Source organism: Paenibacillus sp. BR1-192, assembly GCF_029542445.1.
Classification (GTDB): Bacteria; Bacillota; Bacilli; order Paenibacillales; family Paenibacillaceae; genus Paenibacillus_AQ; species Paenibacillus_AQ lautus_A.
Map to the genome: position 1 here is coordinate 1,466,256 of NZ_CP120718.1, position 24,442 is coordinate 1,490,697.

General features: G+C 48.9%; 15 protein-coding genes. 13 read left to right on the top strand and 2 right to left on the bottom strand.

All coding sequences use genetic code 11. The annotated features are described in order from the left end of the window. Nucleotides 1-39 precede the first annotated feature (39 nt). From P0X86_RS06260 to P0X86_RS06290, 7 genes are all read left to right on the top strand, one after another. On the top strand, nucleotides 40-1,074 hold the full coding sequence (locus P0X86_RS06260; RefSeq protein ID WP_277748126.1) for a glycoside hydrolase family protein: 1,035 nt from the start codon (nucleotides 40-42) through the stop codon (nucleotides 1,072-1,074). 414 nt (nucleotides 1,075-1,488) lie between these two features. Continuing rightward, nucleotides 1,489-2,439: an ABC transporter permease gene (locus P0X86_RS06265; RefSeq protein WP_192569563.1), complete on the top strand. Its 951-nt coding sequence runs from the start codon at nucleotides 1,489-1,491 to the stop codon at nucleotides 2,437-2,439. A gap of 16 nt (nucleotides 2,440-2,455) precedes the next feature. Further along, nucleotides 2,456-3,328, top strand: coding sequence for a carbohydrate ABC transporter permease (locus P0X86_RS06270; RefSeq protein WP_096775111.1), 873 nt, complete (start codon nucleotides 2,456-2,458; stop codon nucleotides 3,326-3,328). A 138-nt stretch (nucleotides 3,329-3,466) separates the two neighbouring features. Next, nucleotides 3,467-5,047 carry an extracellular solute-binding protein gene (locus tag P0X86_RS06275; RefSeq protein WP_192569562.1) on the top strand — a complete coding sequence of 527 codons (1,581 nt, stop codon included), beginning with the start codon at nucleotides 3,467-3,469 and terminating at the stop codon, nucleotides 5,045-5,047. Nucleotides 5,048-5,257: 210 nt separating this feature from the next. Then, a complete protein-coding gene (locus tag P0X86_RS06280; protein ID WP_277748127.1) occupies nucleotides 5,258-6,283 on the top strand; it encodes a response regulator in 1,026 nt (341 codons plus the stop codon). Beyond that, on the top strand, nucleotides 6,280-8,124 hold the full coding sequence (locus P0X86_RS06285; RefSeq protein ID WP_277748128.1) for a cache domain-containing sensor histidine kinase: 1,845 nt from the start codon (nucleotides 6,280-6,282) through the stop codon (nucleotides 8,122-8,124). Before P0X86_RS06280 ends, P0X86_RS06285 begins: the two co-directional genes overlap by 4 nt. 576 nt (nucleotides 8,125-8,700) lie before the next feature. Continuing rightward, on the top strand, nucleotides 8,701-9,567 hold the full coding sequence (locus P0X86_RS06290; protein WP_277748129.1) for a helix-turn-helix domain-containing protein: 867 nt from the start codon (nucleotides 8,701-8,703) through the stop codon (nucleotides 9,565-9,567). 204 nt (nucleotides 9,568-9,771) lie between these two features. Here the strand turns inward: P0X86_RS06290 and P0X86_RS06295 are convergent, their stop codons facing one another. After that, a complete protein-coding gene (locus P0X86_RS06295; protein WP_277748130.1) occupies nucleotides 9,772-10,251 on the bottom strand; it encodes a GNAT family N-acetyltransferase in 480 nt (159 codons plus the stop codon). 395 nt (nucleotides 10,252-10,646) lie between these two features. On the opposite strand from P0X86_RS06295, the gene P0X86_RS06300 reads away from it, so the two are divergent. Continuing rightward, nucleotides 10,647-13,226: a class III lanthionine synthetase LanKC N-terminal domain-containing protein gene (locus P0X86_RS06300; protein WP_277748131.1), complete on the top strand. Its 2,580-nt coding sequence runs from the start codon at nucleotides 10,647-10,649 to the stop codon at nucleotides 13,224-13,226. Further along, a complete protein-coding gene (locus tag P0X86_RS06305; RefSeq protein ID WP_277748132.1) occupies nucleotides 13,223-14,479 on the top strand; it encodes an MFS transporter in 1,257 nt (418 codons plus the stop codon). The genes P0X86_RS06300 and P0X86_RS06305 overlap by 4 nt, the downstream gene beginning before the upstream one ends. 866 nt (nucleotides 14,480-15,345) lie before the next feature. Here the strand turns inward: P0X86_RS06305 and P0X86_RS06310 are convergent. Beyond that, nucleotides 15,346-17,166, bottom strand: coding sequence for a glycoside hydrolase family 97 protein (locus tag P0X86_RS06310; protein WP_277748133.1), 1,821 nt, complete (start codon nucleotides 17,164-17,166; stop codon nucleotides 15,346-15,348). Nucleotides 17,167-17,451: 285 nt separating this feature from the next. Here P0X86_RS06310 and P0X86_RS06315 point away from each other — a divergent pair, with 285 nt between their 5' ends. The 4 genes from P0X86_RS06315 (at nucleotide 17,452) to P0X86_RS06330 (ending at nucleotide 24,281) form a co-directional block, all read left to right on the top strand. Beyond that, nucleotides 17,452-20,232, top strand: a complete 2,781-nt coding sequence (locus tag P0X86_RS06315; RefSeq protein WP_277749004.1) for a discoidin domain-containing protein — start codon at nucleotides 17,452-17,454, stop codon at nucleotides 20,230-20,232. A 78-nt stretch (nucleotides 20,233-20,310) separates the two neighbouring features. Further along, nucleotides 20,311-22,905: a glycoside hydrolase family 95 protein gene (locus P0X86_RS06320; protein WP_277748134.1), complete on the top strand. Its 2,595-nt coding sequence runs from the start codon at nucleotides 20,311-20,313 to the stop codon at nucleotides 22,903-22,905. Between the two features lie 221 nt (nucleotides 22,906-23,126). Continuing rightward, complete coding sequence (gene msrA, locus P0X86_RS06325; protein ID WP_277748135.1) at nucleotides 23,127-24,092, top strand: peptide-methionine (S)-S-oxide reductase MsrA; 966 nt, start codon at nucleotides 23,127-23,129, stop codon at nucleotides 24,090-24,092. Nucleotides 24,093-24,113: 21 nt separating this feature from the next. Further along, nucleotides 24,114-24,281, top strand: a complete 168-nt coding sequence (locus tag P0X86_RS06330) for a hypothetical protein (protein WP_213580391.1) — start codon at nucleotides 24,114-24,116, stop codon at nucleotides 24,279-24,281. Nucleotides 24,282-24,442 lie beyond the last annotated feature (161 nt).

Here is a 24,442-nt window from a genome sequence, read left to right on the forward strand (position 1 = left end):
AGGTTACGCTGCTGCCAATGGAAGGGGAGTGAGGAGTTTATGAAAATCGTATTTGATCCTGCACCGGTTGCAGGAGGCTTTCGAATGCCGGGGTATTGGGTATGGTGCGGCAGCGTCATTCGAGGCGAGGATGGCCGCTACCATATGTTTGCTTCGCGCTGGCCGAAATCCATGCCCATGCACCCCGGATGGCTCGCGGCCTCGGAGATCGTCCGTGCCGCCGCCGATCATCCGGCAGGACCGTACGTGTACGAGGAGACGGTGCTTGGGGCCAGGTCTCCGGCCTATTGGGACGGCTGCAGCGTGCACAATCCGCATATCGTGAAGGTTGATGGCATATATGTGCTCTATTATATGGGCACGACGTTCCCGTTTCCGCTGCCTGACGAAGGGGAGGCGCTGCTGCCGCACGATCCGCTCGCCGTGGTGGCTAGGGCCAACAAACGGATCGGCGTTGCGACCGCCCCTTCCGTAACCGGCCCTTGGACACGAAGGGATCTTCCGGTTCTGCTGCCGCGCCCGAATCAGTTTGACAGCTTTTTCGTGTCCAATCCGGCACCCTGTGTTCATGCCGACGGCTCGGTGCAGCTGATCTATAAATCCCGGCCCTACGAAGGGCATACCTATGGCAACATGCAGCTGGGCTTGGCCAGCGCTGAATCGGTATACGGTCCATACGCCCGCAAGCCTGAGCCGCTGTTTCCGCCTGCCATTCATATTGAAGATCCCTTCATTTGGCGTACGGCACGGGGGTACGAGATGATTGCCAAGGACATGGACGGCACCATCTGCGGAGAGCGCTATAGCGGGGTCCATGCGTGGTCGGCAAACGGAGAGCAGTGGGAGATGACAACCCGGCCAGGGGAGCCGGCGTATTCCCGCAGGGTACTGTGGGACGATGGCGCGGAGCGGCTGATGGGCAACCTGGAACGGCCGTTTTTGCTCATGGAGGACGGTCGTCCGGCCTGGATGTTCGCAGCGACCTCGAATGGAACCAACGGATTTCACGACTGCACGGAAACCTGGAATATGGCGATTCCGATTCGGGAGATGGAGGAGAAGGAGCACGAATAGGGCAGCCTTTTCCGGTGCAAACGAATGGATGAGCTTGTTTTTCCCGCGAAGCCGCATGTGATATATTTACGATCCAGATGATCCATCGGATCTCTCCTGATAACCGGGGGACCGCCGTCCTGCAACACCGAACCGAGCATCGTAGTCGAGCGAGGTTCGTCACACGACGGCAAGGTTGTTCCCATGGACACAGTAGGCCTGTGTCCATGCCCCATAAGCATAAGCCCTTTGGCGAAACTTGGCCGCATTAGACCGGGTTCCCTAAAGGGTTCTTTTTTGTGTCACACCCCTTTCGCCGTGCCCTCTACAAACACAATCGTAAAAAAACACATCGACAAACAAATGCCGCCATTGTTGGCGAAGCACTCCGCTTATAGGATGAATACGAAGGCAAACTTACAACGGGAGGTCCTTATGGCGAACATCAACCCAAGCACGCGGCTAACACCGTCAGCGCGGAGCCGGGAATGGTTATCCAGCTTTCGCAAGTACAAGGCGATATACCTCATCTCGATTCCGGGCATCCTCTATTTTCTCGTATTCAAATACGTCCCTTTATTCGGCAGTGCCATGGCTTTTCAGGAGTACAACTTATTCAAAGGCATATGGGAGAGCCCTTGGGTCGGGCTGGACCAGTTCTACCGGATGTTTCAGTACGAGGAGTTTCTGCGGATTTTCTGGAACACCCTGCTGATCGGGATGTACAGCATCGCATTCGCGTTTCCGGTACCGATCATTCTGGCCCTGCTATTGAACGAGATTCGCCTTGTCCTGTACAAGCGGGTGCTCCAGACGGTCATCTACATGCCCCACTTCCTGTCCTGGGTCATTATCGGGGGGATTGCGGTGGGCATTCTGTCTCCGACCACGGGGATCATCAATCAGATCCTGATGTGGGTGGGACTCGAACCGATTTACTTCCTTGGCGAGGAAAGCTACATTCGCAGCATTCTGATCGGCTCGGGCATCTGGAAGGAAGCGGGCTGGGGAACGATTATTTACCTGGCGGCGTTGGCCGGAATCAATCCGGACCTGTACGAAGCTGCACGCGTAGACGGCGCGAACCGCTGGCGCCAGACCTTGGCTATTACGATTCCGTCGATTCTGCCAACCATCATGATTCTATTCCTGCTGAACATCGGCAACTTCCTCGATTTCGGGTTTGAACGGGTGTTTGTGTTCCTGAACGCCTTGAACGAGAACAAGGGCGACATTCTGGATACGTACATCTATCGCGTCGGTCTGCTTGGACAGCAGTACAGCTACACCACGGCCATCGGGCTGTTCAAATCGCTCATCGGGCTGCTGCTCATTGTGGGCGGTAACGCCATCAGCCGTAAAACGACCGGAAATTCCTTATACTAGGCAGGTGACCGAAAACATGATAAAACGATCAACAGGCGAAATCGTATTCGAAATGTTCAACTATATCTTCCTGGCCGTCGTGTCGGCCGCCATGATCTTTCCGATCCTGCACGTAGCGGCGCAATCGCTCAGCAGCGATCTGGCCATCTCCAGGGGGGACGTCGGCCTGTGGCCGGTTGAGTTTACGCTCTCGAACTACGCCATCGTATTGAACGATACCTCGGTATGGCGTTCCTTCATGATCAGCGTATTCGTGACCGTCGTGGGGACGGGAATCAACTTAATCGCAACGGCTTCGCTGGCTTACCCGCTGTCGCGCAACGAATATCGGGGACGGAAGGTCATTCTCATGCTCGTCCTGATCACCTTTATTTTCAGCGCGCCGCTCATTCCCAACTATCTGCTCATTAAATCGCTGAATATGCTGGATACGGTCTGGGCCCTCATTATTCCGGGCGCCATCAGCGCATACAACCTGTTCATCATGCGCTCGTTCTTCATGAATCTGCCTAACGAGATTATCGACTCGGCAAGGATCGACGGGTGCGGAGAGCTGCGGATCATATCAAGCATCGTGCTTCCGCTATCCAAGCCGGTGATGGCGACGATGGGACTGTTTTACGCCGTGGCGCATTGGAATTCGTACTCGTCCGCTCTATACTATATCAATAGCCGAAAGCTGTTTCCGCTGCAGGTTCGCCTGAGGGAAATCGTGATCACCGATCAGATGGGAGAGATGGACACCACGTTCGAGAACTTGGCCAACATGTCCCCGGAGGGCATCAAGATGGCCACGATCGTCATCGCTACGCTGCCGATCATCCTGGTATACCCGTTCCTGCAGAAATATTTTATCAAGGGCATGCTTATCGGTTCGATCAAATCCTGATCGTAAAAGAACACAAATCCATAATAAGAACGCCAATTCTGCGCATGAGGGTTATGAGCTACGATGAAATGGATTTTACGAAAGCGCTTACCTCATGAATGAACCACTTGTCTATTTTTGCGAAAAGGGGAGAGGTTGATGAAAAAAAGTTGGACGGTCTTACTGATCGGCGTCATGATGATGACACTGCTTGCGGGGTGCGGGGGGAAAGCGGAAGAAGGAACAGGGAATACCAAGCCGGAAGGGAACGAGCAGGGCACGGCTTCCAGCAAGCTGGCATTCTCGATTTCATTCTCCACGGGCGGCAACACCTACATCGAATCGTCGCCCGACATCAACAAGGACAAATGGGTGCTGAAGCTGGAGGAGATGACGAACACCGATCTCGATATCCGCTTGATGTCCCATAAGGAATTCGATCAAAAGATGAGTCTGATGTTTGCAGGCAACGAAATTCCGGACGTGGTCGGCAATATGCGCGGGGGGCCGACGACGGGCTCCATGTCAGGCTCGGTGGAAGCGGGCGTGTTCATGCCGCTGGATGACCTCCTGAAGGAGCATGCGCCGAATCTGATGAAAATGGTCACCCCGGCGGCATGGGAGGAAGTATCGTACGACGGCAAAATCTACGGCATTCCGGCTTGGCTGGAGAACCCGTCGCGCCGCGCCACGTTTATCCGTACGGATCTGATGGAGAAGGCAGGCATCCAGGAAGCGCCGAAAACGGTGGAAGAGTATCTGGATATGCTGCGTGCCTTCAAGAGACTGGGAGTAGAGCATCCGTTCCAATACCGGGAGGGCTTTAAATACGCGGATACCTTCCTGGGGGCATACGACGTGCTGCCGTTCCAGTTCATGGAGCTGAACGGGGAAGTCGTGCCGAAGTTCTTCGATGTGGAGAACATGACCAAGGCACTGGAGACGTATAAGACGATGTACGACGAAGGCCTGATTCCGAAGGATTTCGCTTCCCTGTCCCAGGAGGATTACGGCCGGAATATCAATTCCGGCAAAGCCGGCATGTGGGCGTCCAACGGCGAGGGGCTGATCGGGTTCCGCGCCAAGCTGAAGGAAGTGGATCCTTCGATGAAGGTGGATATTTATCCTTCGCCAACGGGCTCGGACGGCAAGGGCGGCCTCGGCTTGTACAGCTCGATCTCGACCACGTATTACATCAACAACAAGGTCGGTAAGGAAAAAGCGATCGAAATCATTAAATTCCTCGACTGGATGCTGACGGAGGAAGCCGATATGTTCTTCTCCTTCGGGATCGAGGGCGAGAACTACACGATGGAGGACGGCAAGGTCAACTATACATGGCCCGTGAAAAAGGAAGAAGTGGACGAAGCGGGGTTCCGGGCCAACCAGCTGTGGTTCGTGCATGAGCTGACCTACAACAAGAAGCAGACGGCCCTGACCGAGGACGGCCAGGATGTCATTACGGCGTTCAGCGACGTGCTCAGCAATGAAGGCCGCGGCGGCATTACCTTTACGGCGAACCTGAACAGCTTCTCCAAGTTCCCGGATTTGGCCTCGACTGGAGATACGGGACCGAAATTCATTCTGGACAGCATGGTGAAGATGATTTACGGCAAGCAGCCGATATCCGAATGGCCGAAGGTGCTCGAGGAATATCGCGCCAAAGGCGGGGACGAGATCATCAGGGAAGCGACGGAACGCTGGAAGAACAAGGAGAACGTCGTGGATCGTACAAGATAACATGCAAGATAGGCAGTAGGACATCTCCAGTTTATCCCGAAAATCCTGTACAATGAATCCGACATGTAAGCGTTTTAAATAAATAAATGAATGCGAAAGTTCAAGGTATCCGCCGGTCTGCCATGCAAGGCAGCCGCTCGCGGATACCTTCTTGTTCCATTTCATGATTGCCTCATCCCTAATTCTTCTACATACAGGAGGCTGAAAATAATGCGGTTGTTGATTGCTGACGACGAACCTGTCATCCGAAGAGGGCTGGTCAAGATGGCGGAAACCTATCGCCTGCAGTTTGACGCCATCGATACGGCCGTGAACGGCGAGCATGCGCTCTCGATGATCAAGGAGACCGAGCCGGATGTGCTGCTGACCGATATCCGCATGCCCCGAATGGGCGGGCTGGAGCTGTGCCAGGAGCTGCATGAGATGTATGGGCATATTCAGATCATCGTCATCTCGGGTTACGGCGAATTCCAATATGCGCAGCAGTGCCTGGCTTACGGGGTGAAGCATTATCTGCTGAAGCCGGTGACGGGCGCGGTGCTGCACCAAACCTTTGACGCGATCGTAAAACATCGCAATAAAGGCATTGTCTCCCTGGCTTCCTACGTCGATTGGATTGAAAACATCGGGCAGGAAATTTGGATGCTGCAGACCGAACGGCTGGATGAGCTGTTGCTCGATTGGAGGGCGCATCTGCAGGCAGCGGGGCTTAGCGTCCCGCAGCTTCAGCAGCTGCTGGACGATGCAGTGGGGATGATTTTCCGGCGGCTGGTATCGAAGGGATATATGGAGGTTTCCGTGATCGAACCCATCGGCCATCATGCGGCCCAGGAACAGCTGCTGAATGAATTCGAGCTGAGGGTTAAGCGGATGACGGCCGATCTGGTGACCCAGCGCTGGGGGAATTTCAAGAATCCGCTGGATGAAGTGAAAGCGTACATCGACACGCATCTGTCCGAGGAAATCACGCTGGAGGAAGTGGCGGAGATGGCGGGGTATACGCCGACCTATTTTAGCGCGATGTTTAAGAAAATGACCAATGAAACCTTTGTCCGGTACCGCATTCACCGGCGGATGGAGCGGGCGAAGGAGCTGCTTGCGCTGCCGCATATGCGGATCATCGACGTGGCGGCAAACGTCGGTTACGAGGACTATCCCCATTTTACGAAGATGTTCAAGAAGGTAACGGGACACACGCCGACGGAATATCGGACGATGCTGGGATTTAACGGATGAAGAATAAACTGTATCGCAAGCTTTTCCTGTACTGCGTATCGATCATAGCGCTGTCCTCGTTATTGATCGGCATCGTCACGTACGCGCGTTCTTCCGCGGAGCTGGATCGGCAGCTGGATCGGCATTTGTCGCAAATCGTGCAGAATGCCTTGAATCACACGGACCTTTACATCAAATCCTATGACCGGACGATGATCTCCCTGCTGACCAACCGGGAATTGAAGAAATTCGTGGATCTGCCGAACCCGGCGGACCATTACGAATACTATCACATCAGCTCCACGATCAAGGATACGGTGTTCCGTCCCCTGATGGACCGGGGGCCCGAGCTGCTGACGATGTATCTGTTGTCTTACAACGGAAACGCGACGTACAGCTTCGGCTCCGACTTTACGGCGCCGGTGTTCAGCGAAGAGGACAAGTCGAAGCAGCTGACGGAGCTCCGCCATGCCACAAAAGACGAAAGCGGCCTCATGATTCATACGGAGAGCATTATTCCGGGACGCAGCGGCAGCGTGATACGCATGACTAGACAGATGAAGGGTTTGTCTTCCACGGCGGAAAAAGGCGTGCTCGCCATGGAGGTGCGCTCCCAGGAGCTGTCCTCCCTCTGGAAAGGCATCGATCTGGGCGAACGCGGATACTTCTATATTGCCGATGCCAGCGGTCATGTGGTTTACCAGCCCAAGGGGCTGGAGGACAACGCCTCGTCTCCCGCCCGGGATTCGAAGCTGACCGCCGCCATTATGGGCGCGGACGAGGAATCCTTTAAATATACGACGGTCGATGGAGAGCAGCGGGTATTCATGACCCGGATGTCTCCTTATTCCGGATGGCGCTTGGTAGCCTCGATTCCGCTGGAAGAGTGGCGCCAGCCGATTGCCAATATTCGCACGACGGCCTGGACGATCGGCTTGATCAGTCTTGTCGCCGCTTGTTTGCTTGCTTACCGTTTCACCCGTTCCATTACCCAGCCGATCCAGACGATTATCCGCGGGATGCGGCAGACGGAGCAGGGCCGATGGATTCCCCTGGACCTTCCTGAACGGCGGCAGGATGAGCTGACGGAAATGATGCAGCGGTACAATCTGATGGTGAGCCGGCTGTCGGAACTGATCGAGCGGGTATACGAGACCGAGCTGCAGCAACAGAAGACGACCATCGAACGGCAGAAGGCCGAGTTTCAGGCGCTTCAGCTGCAGATCAATCCGCATTTCATGTACAACACGCTGGAGACCATCGTCTGTTATGCCGAGGTTGAAGGCTCGTCCGAGATTACCGAGATGGTGTCTTCGCTGGGCTTTATGATGCGATACTCCTTACTGACCTCGCTGGAGGAGATTACGGTTGCGAACGAGCTGAACCATGTGCTGAATTACATGACCATCATGAAGCACCGGCACGACATGGAATTCGATCTTCGGGTCGAGGTTCCCCACGAGCTTCTCCTGTACAAAATGGTGCGCTTGACGCTCCAGCCTTTAATCGAAAATGCATTCCAGCATGCGTTTCCGGACGGCATCGAAGCCTCGCAGCACATCATCATCTCTGCCGGATGCAGCGACGATGCTTTCTGGGTCAGCGTGACGGACAACGGCATCGGCATGACCGATGAACAGCTGCACGAGGTTGCGGCACGGCTGTCCTACGAGCACGGCCACACGAATCATTCGCCGGAATCCTCCCTGAACCTTAGCGGTACCGGAGGCATCGGACTGCTTAACGTGCATCGCCGGATTCAGCTGGTATTCGGCGAGAGTTACGGACTCCGCGTAACCTCCGCGGGCGAGGGGGCAGGAACCACCATCCGCATGGTTATGCCGAGTCCGCCGCGTATTTAGCCAAGTCCTGCCTCTCCCGGTCATGGAGGGCAGATTCTGTGCTCGAAGTGCAAATAGAAACGCTGTCCTTAAGGTAAGGGCAGCGTTTTTCCCGTTCTCGGCAGATGACAATAAATGCATACATCAAAGTATAAGAAGTGGCCTACGGATATTCTATTCTTTTAATAATAAATTTGGCCGGCTAGGTAGCTAAGTATTTTAAAATATCTCTGAGTAAAACATAGGAAATGAATTTGAGTAGGTGAATTTGATAACAAAATTAAAGAACAAATTTCGGATTAATTTATAGGAAGAATAAGTAAATAATTTCTATAAGTTGGAAACAGTAAAATGTTGTTATATAATAAAATAAAAGGTTTATTTTTCCTTTTTACTCACAATCCTCCTTATGCTTTTATTTAACGGGTGCGTATAGTACAAAACTTCTTTGAACACTCTCGAAATGGATATATGGGAAACGAACGGATCAAAAGCCATAGTTGAAGCTTACTGATAAGTGCATTTTGTTTGTTACCATGTAGTGCCAAAGGTGCGGATTGTGAGCTTAAACAACTGATTTTATTTGAGGTGAACACAATGGGAATCGGAAAAACAATTAAAAGGATTAGAATCAGCAAAAACATTACACAAGAATCTTTGGCAAATGCTATTGGTATGAGTAGACCGTACATAGCAAAAATTGAAGCAGAAAAGCACTCTATCTCTTCAGAACGCTTAACGGATATCTTAGATTATTGTAACGTGAATTATGATGAATTTTTATTTATGATCAATGACTTTCAACTTTCTGAAAAAATGAAAATGTTAAAAACTGTAAATCAACACTACTTAAAAACAAAACAAAAACCAATTCAAGAAGTGAAAGAGTTATTAGAAGAAAAGTATAGTCAAACAAACGATATTTTTTATTATCATCTTTGGATTCTTTGTCATTGCATCCAACATCACTTTGACATTGCAAAGGTTGATGCTTCTTACATAGACTCCATTACTGATTATTTATTTGATGTGAATGAATGGTGCTACTACGAACTAACATTATTCACGAGTTTTTTATTCATGATTAATCCCAAAACTTCCTTAATGCTTTCAAAAAGATTGATATCACGAGCGTATACATACAAAGAGATGAATTCTGATCAAAAATTGTTGTCATATTTATTATTTAATTTGATTTATATCGCAATAGATATCAAAGAATATAAGTATGCAGAGAATTTATTGGAACAAGCAAAAGGGTATTTTAATAACGGTACTTCTTTTTTTGAAGAGACAATATTGTTATTTTATGAAGGTCTCTTAGAAATTCTTAATCACCATCTAGAAGGATCTATAAAGTGCAGGAAATCATTAGAAATATTTCAACATTTAGGACACGAAAATTATTATGATATTTATTTTAGCCATTATAAGAAAGTTACAAATCTATTAATTGAGTATTAGAAACGTAGATGTATCGCGGGGAATCGCTTTGTGGTGCCCACGGTACTCAATCCAAATGTATGCGGCTTTGATCCCCCATTCCATGGATCTATCTAGCATTTAAATCGATTGATCTCTATATAAAAGCCGCATGAACATTTTGGGATACAGAGCAATGCTATCATTTAAAGTATTGAGAGTAATTCTATCGATAATAAACTGTGATTATAATTGTTTTATATCTCCCCCCAATTTTTCATATTTAAATAAAACAAGTTTGTCATTAACAGGAGTTTCTTTAACTTTTTTGTACCCAAGTTTTTCATATAAATGATGATTACGGAAGCTTAAACATGGCGTATACAAAGTCCAAAGCTTAGTATCTGGAAAAATAGACTCTATATATTTCATGGAATAGGTTCCAATTCCTTTATTTTGAATTTCTGGGTCCACGAATATTTTACTTATATGCATACGTTCATTATTTCCTCGAATGTCAATAGCACCAATAATATGGCAATGCTCGTGCAAAATAGTAAAATGATGAGCTTTTTCTATATTATCTTTTAATGTTTCAAAAGATTCACAAGCAGGGTTTGTTTCAAAATCTTCATATCTTAATAAGTCTTCTAGAAATGCAGCTTTTTGAATACTGAGTAATCTTGGAATGTCATCGAAAGTTGATTGCCTGAAATGAATTTGCATTATGGAGACCTCCGTTATATTTTTTCTTGTTCTATGAAAGGTAAACTTATTTTAAAAGCATTAAAGAATGTTCATAAATTATGTAAGAGATTTTGCACATAGATGCGCCAATTAAATATAGTAATTGAAATATAGTATAAAATAGGATACAAAATATGTCATATATTAAATAATCTGCTTTAATAGGATTATCTACTAAATAGTAGACAATAAAAATGATAAAGGGAGAGATAAAAATGTCAAACGTATTGAACTTACAATCTTTGAAAGCTGAAGAAGACCAATTTACATTGGTTGCTGAAGGGTATCCTGGTACAAGCTGGACTTTGATGTAAACAAAACAAAAATATCCGGCTAACTTCTGAGTTAGTCGGATATTTTTATCTTACCATGAGGTGATTTTTATTATTAGCGATAAACAATTAAATTTATTATATATTGAGAATGATATTGACGCCTATCAACCTCTTGAAGTTTATAAAGAGATATTAACTAAGAACCAGATTAATTTTGTTAGAGATAAAATTTTTTTGAAAGTGCAGTATTCAGATAGGATACTCCCTGATTATGGTTGGAAGATACATGTATCTGCTATTCCATCGAACGCAGAAATGATTCTAGATCAGGTAAGTACATATTGTCACACTAATCAGATAACATTTAAAGTTATACTAGATCCGGAGGTACTGGCTCGGAATCTTTCCAAGTCTGGAAAGCGTAGTTCTTCTGGAAAGTTTATTACAATTTACCCCATAAACGAAGACGATTTTGTTAATACCATTATTGCTTTAGGGGAAAAATTGAAAAATTATAATGGACCATATATTTTATCTGATAAGCGGTATGAAGATTGTAAAGTTCTTTATTATCGTTACGGCAGAATGAATATTAAGGAAAAACGATATATCAATAATAAGTGGCGCCATGTAATTGAAGGACCTAATAAGGAAGTATATATCGATGACCCTATGCCGCGCTATAATCAGCCTAGCTGGATTATCGATCCTCTTGAAAAATGCACCGGTAAAAATGCTATAGAGGGAAAATTCTGTAACGGTAAGTATACAATTAATGATGTAATACACATGTCAAATAGCGGAGGAGTATATCTTGCAAAAGAGGAAAATACACAACAGACAGTCATTTTAAAAGAGGCACGTCCATCATTAGCGCTATTAAAAAATGGCGTAGATGCGATAGGACTTAGAAAAAATGAAATGGAAATTTTAAATGTACTAGCCGATTGTCCTGCAGTACCTAAACTACGAGATCATTTTTATGAATGGGAGCACTTCTTCATTAGTGTTGATTATATTCAAGGGAAGACATTTCATCAGATAGTTACTGATCCTGTCTTTATTGATAATAAACAATCTAACCCCCAATTGAATTTAAAGCTTGGTGTATCAATATTTATTGAAATTTTAAAATCATTACGTTCAGTGCATCAGTGCGATGTGAGTATTGGGGATATTTCAGGATATAACGTAATGATTACACCGACTGGCCAAGCTAAGTTTATCGATTTTGAATCAGCTACAAATAAGGAAATGGCATTTGATGGATCATATTTCATGGAAACACGTGGATTTCGTTATCATAAACTTAGAGAGGATTTAGCAAACCGATTTGAAGTTGATATAGAAGGAGTTGGCTTGCTATTTTTATCCTTTTTCCATAATACAGGAAGCTTCTATTCAGTTTCCCCCGATAATGTTAAGAAGATTCTGGACGGGCTTCTTAAAGATTCGATAATTACGAAGGGGATATTTGAAATTCTAGAAAAAATGATTTTTAGTGCTCATCACTTTCAATTTGATTCAGCAATTCAAGAATTGTCAACTCAAGGGATGATGCTTGAAACAAAAACAAATACTTTTTATACCACTGCTGGTATCAGAAACTCGGTAAAGATTACATTGCAAAAGACTTATGAATGCTTGTTAAATAACGCATGTTTGGATAGTTCAGGACGAATTTTTCGTTTTGTAAATCAAGAAAAACAATTAAGTTTATGGCGCGGATCGTTAGGTGTTTTTTTAACCATTGAAAAACTGGAAAATGTCCTTTCATTGAAATCCAGCAAAATAAACGAATTAGGTGATAAGCTTAATCGATTCATTAATCAAACCTCCATTGCTAATCCTTCATTTTTTGATGGTAACGCTGGCATAGCTCTTGGTACATATAAAAGCAAAAGACTTCAAAGCCAGCATATAAATAAAATCTTAATAACAGACGTCATTGAGTTAAATCTTTATGAAGGTATCTGTGGAATTGGGTTAGCCTATCTTCATATTTACCGATTCAATAAAGCGGACAATCATCTGCTAGAACAAGCATCTTTGATAGGAAAAGAAGTGGTAAAGGGATTAAAAAATTTTAAAGAAAAACAATTTAGTGTACAAGAACTGGGTTTTTACAATGGCTTATCTGGAATCTCTTATTTCCTTTTAGAACTGTATGAGGATACTAAGAATCTAGTGTTTTTTGATACGGCATACCAAGTCCTTGAACATTGTATAAATTCAACAGTTACTATTAATGATGCTTTGTATGTACCGTTTTCTCCTAAAAGTTCTAAATATCACATTGGATTTTTTGGGAATGGTGGAGTTGCTTTGACACTAGCAAAATTGATCTATCTTCAACCATCAGAAGAACATTTGTTTTTATTGCAGGCCTTAATAAAGCCGATGTATAACCAATATATAACAGGTATTTCCTATGGAGATGGTTTAGCAGGTAATCTTAAGATACTATTGGCTCTTCAAAAATATAATTTTGTGTCCCTAGATGAAGAATCCCTAAATAAATTAGTAAGTACTTTACTAAGATTCACATTTGTTTTTCAAAATCAGATTTATTTCCCAAACGGTAATTTGAATATGTTAGATTTATCCTATTATGGTGGGATGAGCGGAGTCATAGATGCCTTAATTGAATATTATCGTTATTGTGAGATGATCACATGAAGTTTAAAAATTTCTCAACGAATATAAAAATTCGACTTATCACTTCTTTTTTTACGAGAACAATTTCATTGGCAACTACACCTTATTTCATTATTTATCTTGCTAATCATGTTGGTAAATCTCTCACCGGAGTAATTTTAATTGTAAGTTTAATTGGTAGTTTTATATCCTCTATTATTGGAGGATATTTAGCAGATCTTTATAATCGCAAGCATGTACTTTTGTGGGGGCAAGCTTTACAGATTATTAGTTTACTAGGTTTAGCGACCACACTATTTATACATGAAAAAGTAATACAAAACATTTTCGTTACTATAGCTTTATATGTATTTTTCATATTTCAAAGCATAAGCAGCAATATATACAAACCAGCATATAATGCGCTGGTTATGGATTCTACAAATTCCAGTAATAGAGAATATATATATAAATTTAATTATTGGATGATGAACTTGTCTATGGCGGTAGGCGCAGGTATTGGAGGTTTTTTTTATAAAAGCTATCTAATTGAATTAACTTTCGTAGCGGCCATTATTATTTTAACCATTTCTATAATTCTGCAGTTATACTTGACTAACCATTCACAGGTATACACAGCAAAAAGTAATAATATTTTTAAAGGTTTAAGTAATCAGTATGCAATAGCCTTAAAAGATACCAAGTGGGTAATTTTTGTACTAGGAAGCGCCTTAGTTTTTTCTGCTGAATTTTCACTGAGTAATTACACTAACGTAAGGTTGTCTCAAAATTTTGAAGTAGTTAATTTATATAATATTCGCATTGACGGGATTATAGGGTTTTCTATTCTACAAATATTAAATACTTTACTAGTGGTGTTTTTTACATTTGTAATCCAAAATAAGATCAAAAAGTTTAATAAGTTGAACAACTTAATTGTAGGATTATCCCTTTATATATTAGGGTATACTGCGATATCATATAGCGACCAACTGTTTATTCTTTTAGTATTCATGGTTATAGCTAGTGTTGGTGAACTTATTTTCTCACCATATTGGCAATCGGAGCAAGTTGCTTTAATACCAGTAGATAAACGGGCATCATATTCAGCCCTTAGTGCATTATCCAATACTGTTGCAACTTCGTTAGCTAGTTTATATTTGATTTTATCGGAATACATTTCAGCCTCAGTAATTTCTTTAATTATTTTTAGCTTATCTGCTGTAGGTGTCGCATGCATCATTATGGCCATCAAAAGAAATGTTTTAATGCAGGATAGTTCAGCAAAAATGTAAAATAGTTTTTTGAGAAAGTAGCAAAAAATGAATCCACACAAGATTGGGAACTGGTTTTTTCACTAAGGAGTATATATAAGCTCTAGGCAAGATCAAGAGTGATTTATAGCTTCCTTTGCCTCGCCTTTAGAGGGCAAGCCGATTCTTGCTCCTTTCTTAGATGGCACCCTTACTGTTTGAACTTTGGCCTCTTAGGTGTTTTATTGTCTAATTGTTCAGATTTTAATCCAAAAAGTATCAGCTAAAGAGCTCCGGGCGAATCTGCCTAGAGCTCTATTTTGTTGTTTCATTTTTTAATCATTTTTAATTCCATACCCGGTAATTGAAATTTACTATTCTTTTATACTACATTAGCTATCTTCAAGCAGTCTGGACTTTGCGCATCTTTTATTTTCAGTAAAGCAAATCAGGGGATGATCTTAAGCTTAATTTGAGATATTCCAGAAACAAAAATAACCAAGCGTTTAACTCAAAAAAAGGTAATACAGGATGTTGAAGCGCTGTTGCATAACCTGACTGAATTTAAAAATCAGATGGAGATAATAATTATGAGGCTGTTCGTATAATTAAAATGGGTAAATAAACTATCGATAAAAGTTACTTTTGATTTGAGAAAATTAACATCCAAAACATCCAACTTAGGTTATGGAATCTCGAAGCCTTCATCGATTCTATAAGGATCACAGAAGCACCAACTCCGTCCTCCAATCTTAGTGATTCTTTATCGATCTCTATTTGACAGTTTGTCGCCTAATCGTTCACCATCTTATTCATGGGGATGGCAAACAAATAGCTCTGACTCTGTTATTGACGAATTGATTGAGCATATACGCTATCGTATTCTAAGCAATCATTCTCCGATTTTTTCAAAACGGCGTGAGATGGATGGATAGACCTCCATATATCTTCAGGCGCTTCGTGATCGTATCTGTGCTGCAGCAGGTTTCCGTGCGAATCTCAATGGGAGGAAGAACGGAACGATAACGATATTCGTCCGGCTCTGCCTGCTCCTGATAGATCACTGCTTGGTATGCCGTATGATCGTCAAGGAAATCCAGCGGGATTCGGGCATCTCGTCCTCCTGCGGCACAGATGGAGGCGACGAACCATTCCGTACCGGATCGTCTGGCGATCGTAACGTACCGGCCCGGATAACCTTCCAGCAGCCGCGTCTCATCCCAGACGGCAGGAACCTCGGCCAGCAGCGGCTTGCCCGGATGGTCAGCGAACACGGAGATCGCATCCGCATAGTGCTGGATGCCGGACTCGAAGAGGATGGCCAGAGCGAGCTGAAGCCCCTGGGTCGTGTTGGTCTTCCTGCTGAACGTGACTGGCGTAAAGTCCATGGATCCGATCACATTTCGCGTAAACGGCAAGGTACAGAGATGAACCGCATTCGGGCCTTCACTCTGCGCCCGGTAGTATTCCGCGCCGTAAACGCCTTCTCTTGTCATCACATGAGGCCATGTCCGGTGCTCCCCGCTCGGTTTGGTGGATCCGTGGAAATTAACCATTAGCCGGTGTCTGGCGGCGGATTCGGCGATGGCGTCGTAGACCTGGAGCGTCTCTTGATTGTCGCTGTCGAAGAAATCGACCTTGATCCCAACCGCACCCCAGGAGGCCCACAGGCGTAATTTCTCTTCTCGGAGTTCCTCCGTGTTCAGCCCTTGATAATGCGTCCACAGCCAGATGCCGACGCCGCGCTCCTTCGCGTAATCGATCAGCTGAGGCGCATCCAGCACACCCTCCCAGCCGCCGTCTACGACGACGTATTCCCATCCCATCCCGGCGGCAAAATCGATATGCTGCCGCTGAATATCCATATCGCCGCAAGAACCGCCCTCCGCGTACCAGGACCAGGCTGCTCTGCCCGGAGCGATCCAAGAGGTGTCTTTCAGCACGGGCGGGGGACATAGGTGAGTCGTTACCGATGAAGTCACCAGATCCCCGAGCGATCCGATGATCATGACGCGCCAAGGCGTCGAGAGCGGAAGCTGCGCGGCAATCGGCGTTTCCTGATCCGGAGCGTACGAGATGCGAAGCTTCCGGCCGTCTTGCTCATCGGCTGCGAGGTGACTGGCGCCATAACCGCCGTCCACGGCAGCTTCTGTCAGCAGCAGCCATTGCTCCTCTGTCGATTGAACCAAAAGCGGGAAGCCGAAATGCCCTCCCCGAAGATCGTTCGGCATGGCATGGTCGTAGGTTCGTTCATAACACCGCATGAACGGCTGCGCCCAGACGTTAAGCATCCGATCCTCCGGCAGATGGAATCCGGAGATCTCGTTCTCGATGCGAATATCACCTTCTCCTTGCAGCTCATAACGGTAAGCAGCGCCGTCTCGAAAAGCGCGGAATCGAATCCTCACCTGATGATGCTCGACGGAAGCCAGGAGCACCAGCTCGCTAGCTTCGTAAGACTGCGATTTTTGCTTGCCGGTCATCAGCTCGTAACGCTCCGTGATCGTGTTGTGCTCAACCCCCTGGATGCGGATGTTTTGCTGAAATTGGTATCTGTCCGTGATGAGTCCGAGCGGGGATCTGTCAAGAACCCGGAATCCCTTGTTCATAACCGTATACAAGAGGGGACCGTTATGCGCCTGCTCCAGGGTGATCTGCAAATTCCCGTCAGGGGAAAAAAGCTGAGCATGAAACGGCGCCGACAGAGATGGGGACAGCTCATGATCCATAAACGAAACTCCTTCCTTGTCGCTACCAAAATGACGTACCCATTGCAGCCTCATTGTAACGGACAAAGGGAAGGCTTAGCATACGGCTCCGTTCGCTCCGGGTTGTGTTTTCTTACGTTGTGTTACTCCGTAAAAAAACACGGCCCTTCCGCAAGTTACGGCATGGTCTGGCGGGAGGCCGCTGTTTTAACATGGAAGCATCAAGAGGCGTCTGAAAGGAGGGTATCCTGTAATCGCGGGTAGATCGTTAATCACTACACTAGGACAAAGGATGGGTGATGATTGATGAGACAGGTGCGCAGGCGTAACGGACAGGTAAGAAGGGGGAGTATTATATTGCTGCTGGGTATTCTGCTGTTTTCGTTCAGCAATCCGCCAATACAGGGGGAAACGGCGGCAGCCGGTGGGTTGGAGCGGGTTAACCTTGCAATGAATAGGCCGGCAACGGCCAGTTCGGAGATCAGCGGGCGTGAAGCCGGGAAAGCCGTGGATGGCAGCAAGGATACCTATTGGCAGCCGGCGAGCACGGATCGTGAGGACATGAGTGTGCACGTTCAGGTGGATCTGGGGAGCGAGCAGTCCTTCAACCAGGTCGTCCTGGACTTAAACCGGGGAGATAATTTGGGCAGCATCGAGATTGATTATTCCCTTGACGGCGAGTCTTGGACCAGAGCCTATGCGAAAAACGGGGGCATTCGAGCGGACGGTCAGGAAGTCATGGCGTTTGATTCCGTAAGCGCTTCCCAAATGCGGGTGACTCTGCAGCTCAGCCGAAATCTCAACGTTCAGCTTAAGGAGTTGGAGGTTTATATGCAGGATGGAGATCAAGGGATTCCGTCGGACGTAACGGAGCTGGCTTTCGTGAAGCCGGATGGTACTCCTTATAACAACAATGATGAACGGACCTTGGACATTGGAGAAACGTCGACCTTGGAGGTGCGCGGCAAACGAGCCAACGGAGAGTGGGTTGCGCTCCCTCTAGGCCAGGTACAATACCATGCTGCGGGGAGCAGCATGGCCGTGGATGCAACTGGTTCCGTAACCGGAGTCAAGGTCGGCGCCACGCGGATGTATGCGGAAATCAGCGTTAATGGCCAAACGGTTGGGACGCCGGATTTCTGGTTTGTCGTGAAGGATGATCAGGAATTCCGGGATGCGAAATATATTGCCTTCAGCTCGTTCACGCATCCGACGTTAGTCCAGAAGATCGGCGAGGCGGCGATCCTGGATGACGGCAAGCCATTGCCTGTCGTCACGATCGCTCCGAATACGGATGGGACCGTTAGCGCCAGATGGTTCAAGGACGGCCAATCCAGAGGTTCGCTGGGCACAAAGACGCTGCAAACGGGGATAAGTCAATCGATCACTCTTCCGGGCGGGATGAAGGTACCGGGCACGCACGAAGTGAGGATGACGTTCCAAGCCGCGGACGGGGGAACTTACTACGACAGCTTGTTTTACACCGTCATGCCCAAGAAAGGGATACCTGACGGTCAGAGTCATATCGCATATACAGGAAAGGACGGAAGAATGGCGTATGTTCCCGATTATAAAGGAAATCGGATCATCGATTTCTCGAATGTCGGTTATATGGGCGGCGGGGTGAAGCTTCCCGACGTGCAGGCGAGGATCGCCGTGCAGCCAACCGGCGGGGATGATACGGCGATGCTGCAAGCGGCGATCGACGAGGTGTCGCAGCTGCCGCGCGACGCAGACGGCTTCCGAGGGGCCGTGCTGCTGAAGAAGGGCACGTATCTGGTCGGCGGATCGCTGAACATCCAGGCGAGCGGCGTCGTGCTCCGGGGCGAGGGGAAGAGCGAGGACGGGACCATCATCCGCGGCACGGGAACAACGGCCAGAAATTTGATCGTCGTGGGCGGAACGAATGGCGCAACGATTGTGGACGGCACGGAGACCGATATCCAGGATCTGTACGTTCCGGCAGGCTCGCGTTCCTTCCATGTCCAGGATGCCTCTGACTATCAGGTAGGCGATTCCGTCATCGTCCGGAGGATCGGCAACGACCGCTGGATTCATGAAATCGGCATGGATCATATCTACATGCGGCCAGGAACCGGAGGAACGCAGCAGTGGTCCCCGTTCAATCTGGATTTTGACCGCGTGATTACGGCGATCGACGGCAACCGGATTACGGTGGACGCTCCGTTAGCGAATGCCGTTGAGCGTCAATGGGGCGGGGGCAAGCTGTTCAAGGCGACGGACGAATCGCGAATCGAACAGGTAGGGATCGAGAACATGCGCGCCATATCCGATTTTGATCCGAGCAAGACCGACACGAAGATGGATAACGATGTTCTGGACACTCCGTATTACTCCGATGAGGACCATGCGGAACGTTTCATCATGATGAACAGCGTGAAGAATGCCTGGGTACGAGAGGTGGCCGGCTACCATTTTTCCTATGCCTTGGTGCAGGTCGGGCGGCAGGCCAAGTGGGTCACGGTGCAGGACAGCGAAATGCACGACATGGTGAGCATTATTACCGGCGGGCGGCGTTACAGCTTTTTTATCCAGGGGCAGTTAAATCTGGTGCAGCGCAATTATACGGAGACTTCACGCCATGCTTACGTCATTGAAAGCCGCGTGCAAGGGCCGAACGTGATGTACGACAATAAGGCCACTCGCGAATACAATACAAGCGAGCCGCACCACCGCTGGTCGACAGGCGGTTTGTACGACAACGTCAGCGCGCGCATCAGCGTCCGCGACCGGGGATGGCTGGGCAGCGGACACGGGTGGGCCGGCGCGAATTACGTCATGTGGAATACCGAAGGCGGGCTTGTCGCCCAGAAGCCCCCAACTGCCCAAAACTATGTCATCGGGCATATCCCTACCGAAGACGGCTTGAACGTGAAGCCGCTCGTTCCGAGTGCCTACGATCCAAGACCTCGCGAGGACGGCTATTGGGAATATGCCGATCGGCATGTGGCGCTCCAGAGCTTATTCATCCAGCAGCTGAAGGATCGCCTGGGACAGCATGCGGTAGATCATCTGGCCCGAACGCCGGTGGGCGGCGGTGCGTTGGATATACCGGAACAGCCTTAATCATATATAACGAACAGGGGATGTTCAGGGAGAACGCTGAGCATCCCCTTTTTCTTGAAGAAGGAGACGTGTTGGATTATGGAGAGGGAGACAACAGGAAGTAATGCCGAGTATTCTCTTGAAGGGCATCTGGGAGGTCGTGATCTTGCGGGGCAGCCAGAGGTGACGGGGGGGATAGATGTTACCGCTTCGCGGCGGCCTGACATCTCCGCAAATCGGGGCTTGCGGTTGTGGTACGATTCCCCGGCAGCGGAGTGGAATGAAGCTTTGCCGATCGGGAACGGTCGCCTGGGAGGCATGGTCTTTGGCAAGCCTTCGCTTGAGCGCGTGCAGCTAAATGAAGATTCTCTATGGTATGGAGGTCCGGGGAGGGGAGCCAATCCTGACACCTCCGGGTATTTGAGCGAGATCAGGCAGATGCTCTTCGATGGGCGCCAAGCCGGGGCCGAGCATTTAGCCCGGATGGCGATGACCTCCTCCCCGAAATACGAGCAGCCGTACCAGCCGCTGGGCGATCTGCTGCTCAAATTCCTGGACGGGGAGGAAACGGTGGAGCATTATGAACGAGAGCTGGATCTGGAACGGTCGATGGTGACCGTATCCTATTCGTTCCGGGGCATCCGATTTCGCAGGTCGTATTTTGCCAGTGCGCCGGATGGCGTGCTGGTCATTCGCCTGTCTGCCGACAGGCCGGGGGCGCTGACGTTTGCGGCGAACCTGATGCGCCGTCCTTTTGATGGGGGGACGGTATCATTGCGTTATGATACCCTGCTGATGGAGGGAGAGTGCGGTGCGGACGGCATTTCCTTTGGCATGGCGCTGCGCGCTGCTGCTGTGGGAGGAGCCGTTCGAACCATCGGTGATTTTCTCTCGGTAGAAGGAGCGGATTCTGTTACGCTGCTGCTGTCAGCCCAGACGACCTTTCGATGCCGGCAGCCGGCCCAGGTCTGTCTGGAACAGCTGGACCGTGCGGCAGGCATGTCGTACGAGCAGCTGGTAAACCGTCATCAGACGGAGTATCGGGAGAAGTTTGAACGGTTCTCGCTTACGCTCGGCACAGGCAAGAACGGAGCGAGCAGGGCGGAATGTTCCGATAGCGGAACTGCCTTTTCGAATGGGACGGAGGTAATCCGCGCTTCAGATCGAGTCGAATATCCTAATGGAACAGAAGACGACCAGCCGTCCCTGCCCACCGATCGGCGGCTGAATTTGCTGAAGGCTAGAGTGAAGACGGAAGGCGCTTCCGCAGAGAATAGCGACCCCGAATTGATTGCCTTATACGTGCAGTACGGGCGATACCTGCTCATCTCCTGTTCCAGGCCCGGATCTCTTGCTGCGAACCTGCAAGGCATATGGAATGACAGTTTCACCCCGCCTTGGGAGTCCAAGTATACGATCAATGTGAACATTCAGATGAACTATTGGCCGGCAGAGCTGTTGGGCTTGGCGGAGTGCCACGAGCCGTTGTTCGACCTGATCGACCGGATGCTCCCGAATGGCCGCGATACGGCTCGGGAGATGTATGGCTGCCGCGGCTTCGCGGCGCATCATAATACGAATCTTTGGGGAGAAACCCGGCCCGAAGGGATATTGATGACCTGTACCGTATGGCCGATGGGAGCCGCGTGGCTGTGCCTTCATCTGTGGGAGCATTACCGGTTTGGCGGCGATGCGGATTTCCTGCGGGAGCGGGCGTATCCGGTCATGAAGGAAGCGGCAGAATTCCTGCTGGATTACATGACCGTGGATGAGGTAGGGAGACGGATCACCGGCCCCTCCGTGTCGCCGGAAAACCGATTCGTGCTTCCGAACGGAGCCGTCGGCAGCCTCTGCATGGGGCCCGCCATGGACGGGCAGATTGCGACGGCTTTATTCCGTGCCTGCCTGGATGCCGGCCATCTCGTCGGAGATGAGCCTGCCTTCTTGGAGGAGCTTCAAACGGCGCTGGAGGAAATTCCGGAACCGCAGATTGGAAGGCATGGAGGGATCATGGAATGGCTGAACGATTACGAGGAGGCCGATCCCGGGCACCGGCATATCTCGCAGTTGTTCGCCCTGTATCCGGGAGAGCAGATTGATCCTGACCGGTCCACTGAGCTTGCCGAGGCGGCTTACAAGACCTTGGAGCGGCGGCTTGCTCATGGCGGCGGCCACACGGGCTGGAGCCGCGCTTGGATCATCAATTACTACGCCAGGTTGCAGCGCGGAGCGGAAGCGCACGAGCATCTCGTGAATTTGCTGGCTTCCTCGACTTATCCGAACCTGCTGGATTGCCACCCGCCTTTTCAAATCGATGGTAATTTCGGCGGGATTGCCGGCGTTGCCGAAATGCTGCTGCAGTCGCATATGGATGAGTTAAGGCTGCTCCCCGCCCTGCCCCCACAGTGGAACAGCGGCGAGGTGAAGGGGCTTCGGGCCCGCGGCGGCTTTGTTGTCGACATGCGCTGGGAGGAAGGCGAGCTGACCGAAGTGAAGATCCGCGCTGATAGAGCCGGCGAGTGCAGGATTTGGTCCCGTGCGGCACTTGTCCTCATAGAGGAGAAACAGCTGGGAGAGGTAACTCTGATGAGTACCACGATATCCCGCAGAGGCCATGGCTGCTCTATCCGGATGCAGCAGGGTACCAGCTGTTGCTTGGAGCGGCCTAAAAGGGGCGGCTTAAAGAACGGTTAAAGAATAAAATGGCTGACGTACCTCGATAAACGACGAAAGCAACCCGCTCGCTAAGGCTGCCGCCAAAGCGGGTTGCTTTCTCATTCCTGAAGCTATCTTGGAGGAGATATAGCCGATTAACACACCAATTAAACGTTATGAGACTTGCTGCCATTGCGGCCTCAAGGCTACACTAATATCATCATGAAACAGACAACGATGGATGAAAGGAGCGGATAGCCTTGAAGCATGGAAGCGGCAAGACCTCATTGGCGACATTTGCGGGCGGTTGTTTTTGGTGCATGGTGAAGCCGTTTGACGAGCTGCCCGGCATCCTTTCCCTGGTTTCCGGCTACACGGGCGGCCATACGGAGAATCCGACCTACGAAGAAGTAGGAACGGAAACGACGGGGCATTACGAAGCCGTGCAAATCCGGTTTAACCCGGATGTGTTTCCGTACTCACGGCTGCTGGACATCTATTGGCGCTTGATTGATCCAACGGATGCGGAAGGCCAGTTCATGGACCGCGGGGCGTCTTACCGGTCGGCGATTTTCGTGCATGACGAAGCGCAGCGCGAGCAGGCGGAAGCCTCCAAGCGCAGCCTGCAGCTTAGCGGCCGGTTCAAGGGGAAGATCGTGACGCCGATCCTGCCGGAGGCTCCCTTTTATCCCGCGGAGGATGTCCATCAGAACTACTATAATACCCACCGGTATGACTATAACCGGTATTATGAGGGTTCCGGCCGGGATTCTTTTGCGAAGCGGCATTGGAGGCGCAAAGAGGATCAGGATGAGCTGCGCAGGCGTCTTACCGCGATCCAATACGCGGTGACGCAAGAAGGCTTGGACGAGCCTGCCTACGATAATCCGTATTGGAATCACGCAAGCCGGGGAATTTACGCGGACGTGGTGAACGGCGACCCTCTGTTCAGCTCGACCGATCAATATGATGCGGGTACGGGATTGCCGGCTTTTAGGAAGCCGCTGCACGAAGGATATATCAGCAAAAAGGGGGATCTCCGCGGCGGCAAGGTACGCACCGCGCTCTACGGCAGATTGTCCGGCTCTTACCTGGGACATCTGTATCATGACGGGCCCCAGCCGGGCGGCCTGCATTATCAGGTAAACTCCGCGGCGCTGCGTTTTATACCGGGGGAAGCGCTGGTCCGGGAAGGTTACGGTGAATTCGCCGGGCTGTTTGAGTAGGGAACGGATGGAGGCCGTCTTATGATAATCAAACTGCTGTACCTTGTAGCGAATTTGTTTTTTCTGGCAGGGATACTGCTCTCCCCGTATAGCACAGCTTCCAAAGTGTTGATGTATATCGTCATGAGCCTGATTCTGGCGTTCGCATTCAAAAGATTATCTAAGGAAGAAGGCGGGGGAGAAGGATAGTGCCGTAAACTTCACCTATACCCGTTCTCTCCCACCCGCATGGCTGGCGCCTCCGTTAGAATAGGATTGGGCAAGACCAATTCTTGCGTCCATGTGCGGGAAAGGGGTGACGTTGTTGAATACGATTCATATTCACAATGGGATACAGATGAGAGGACTTG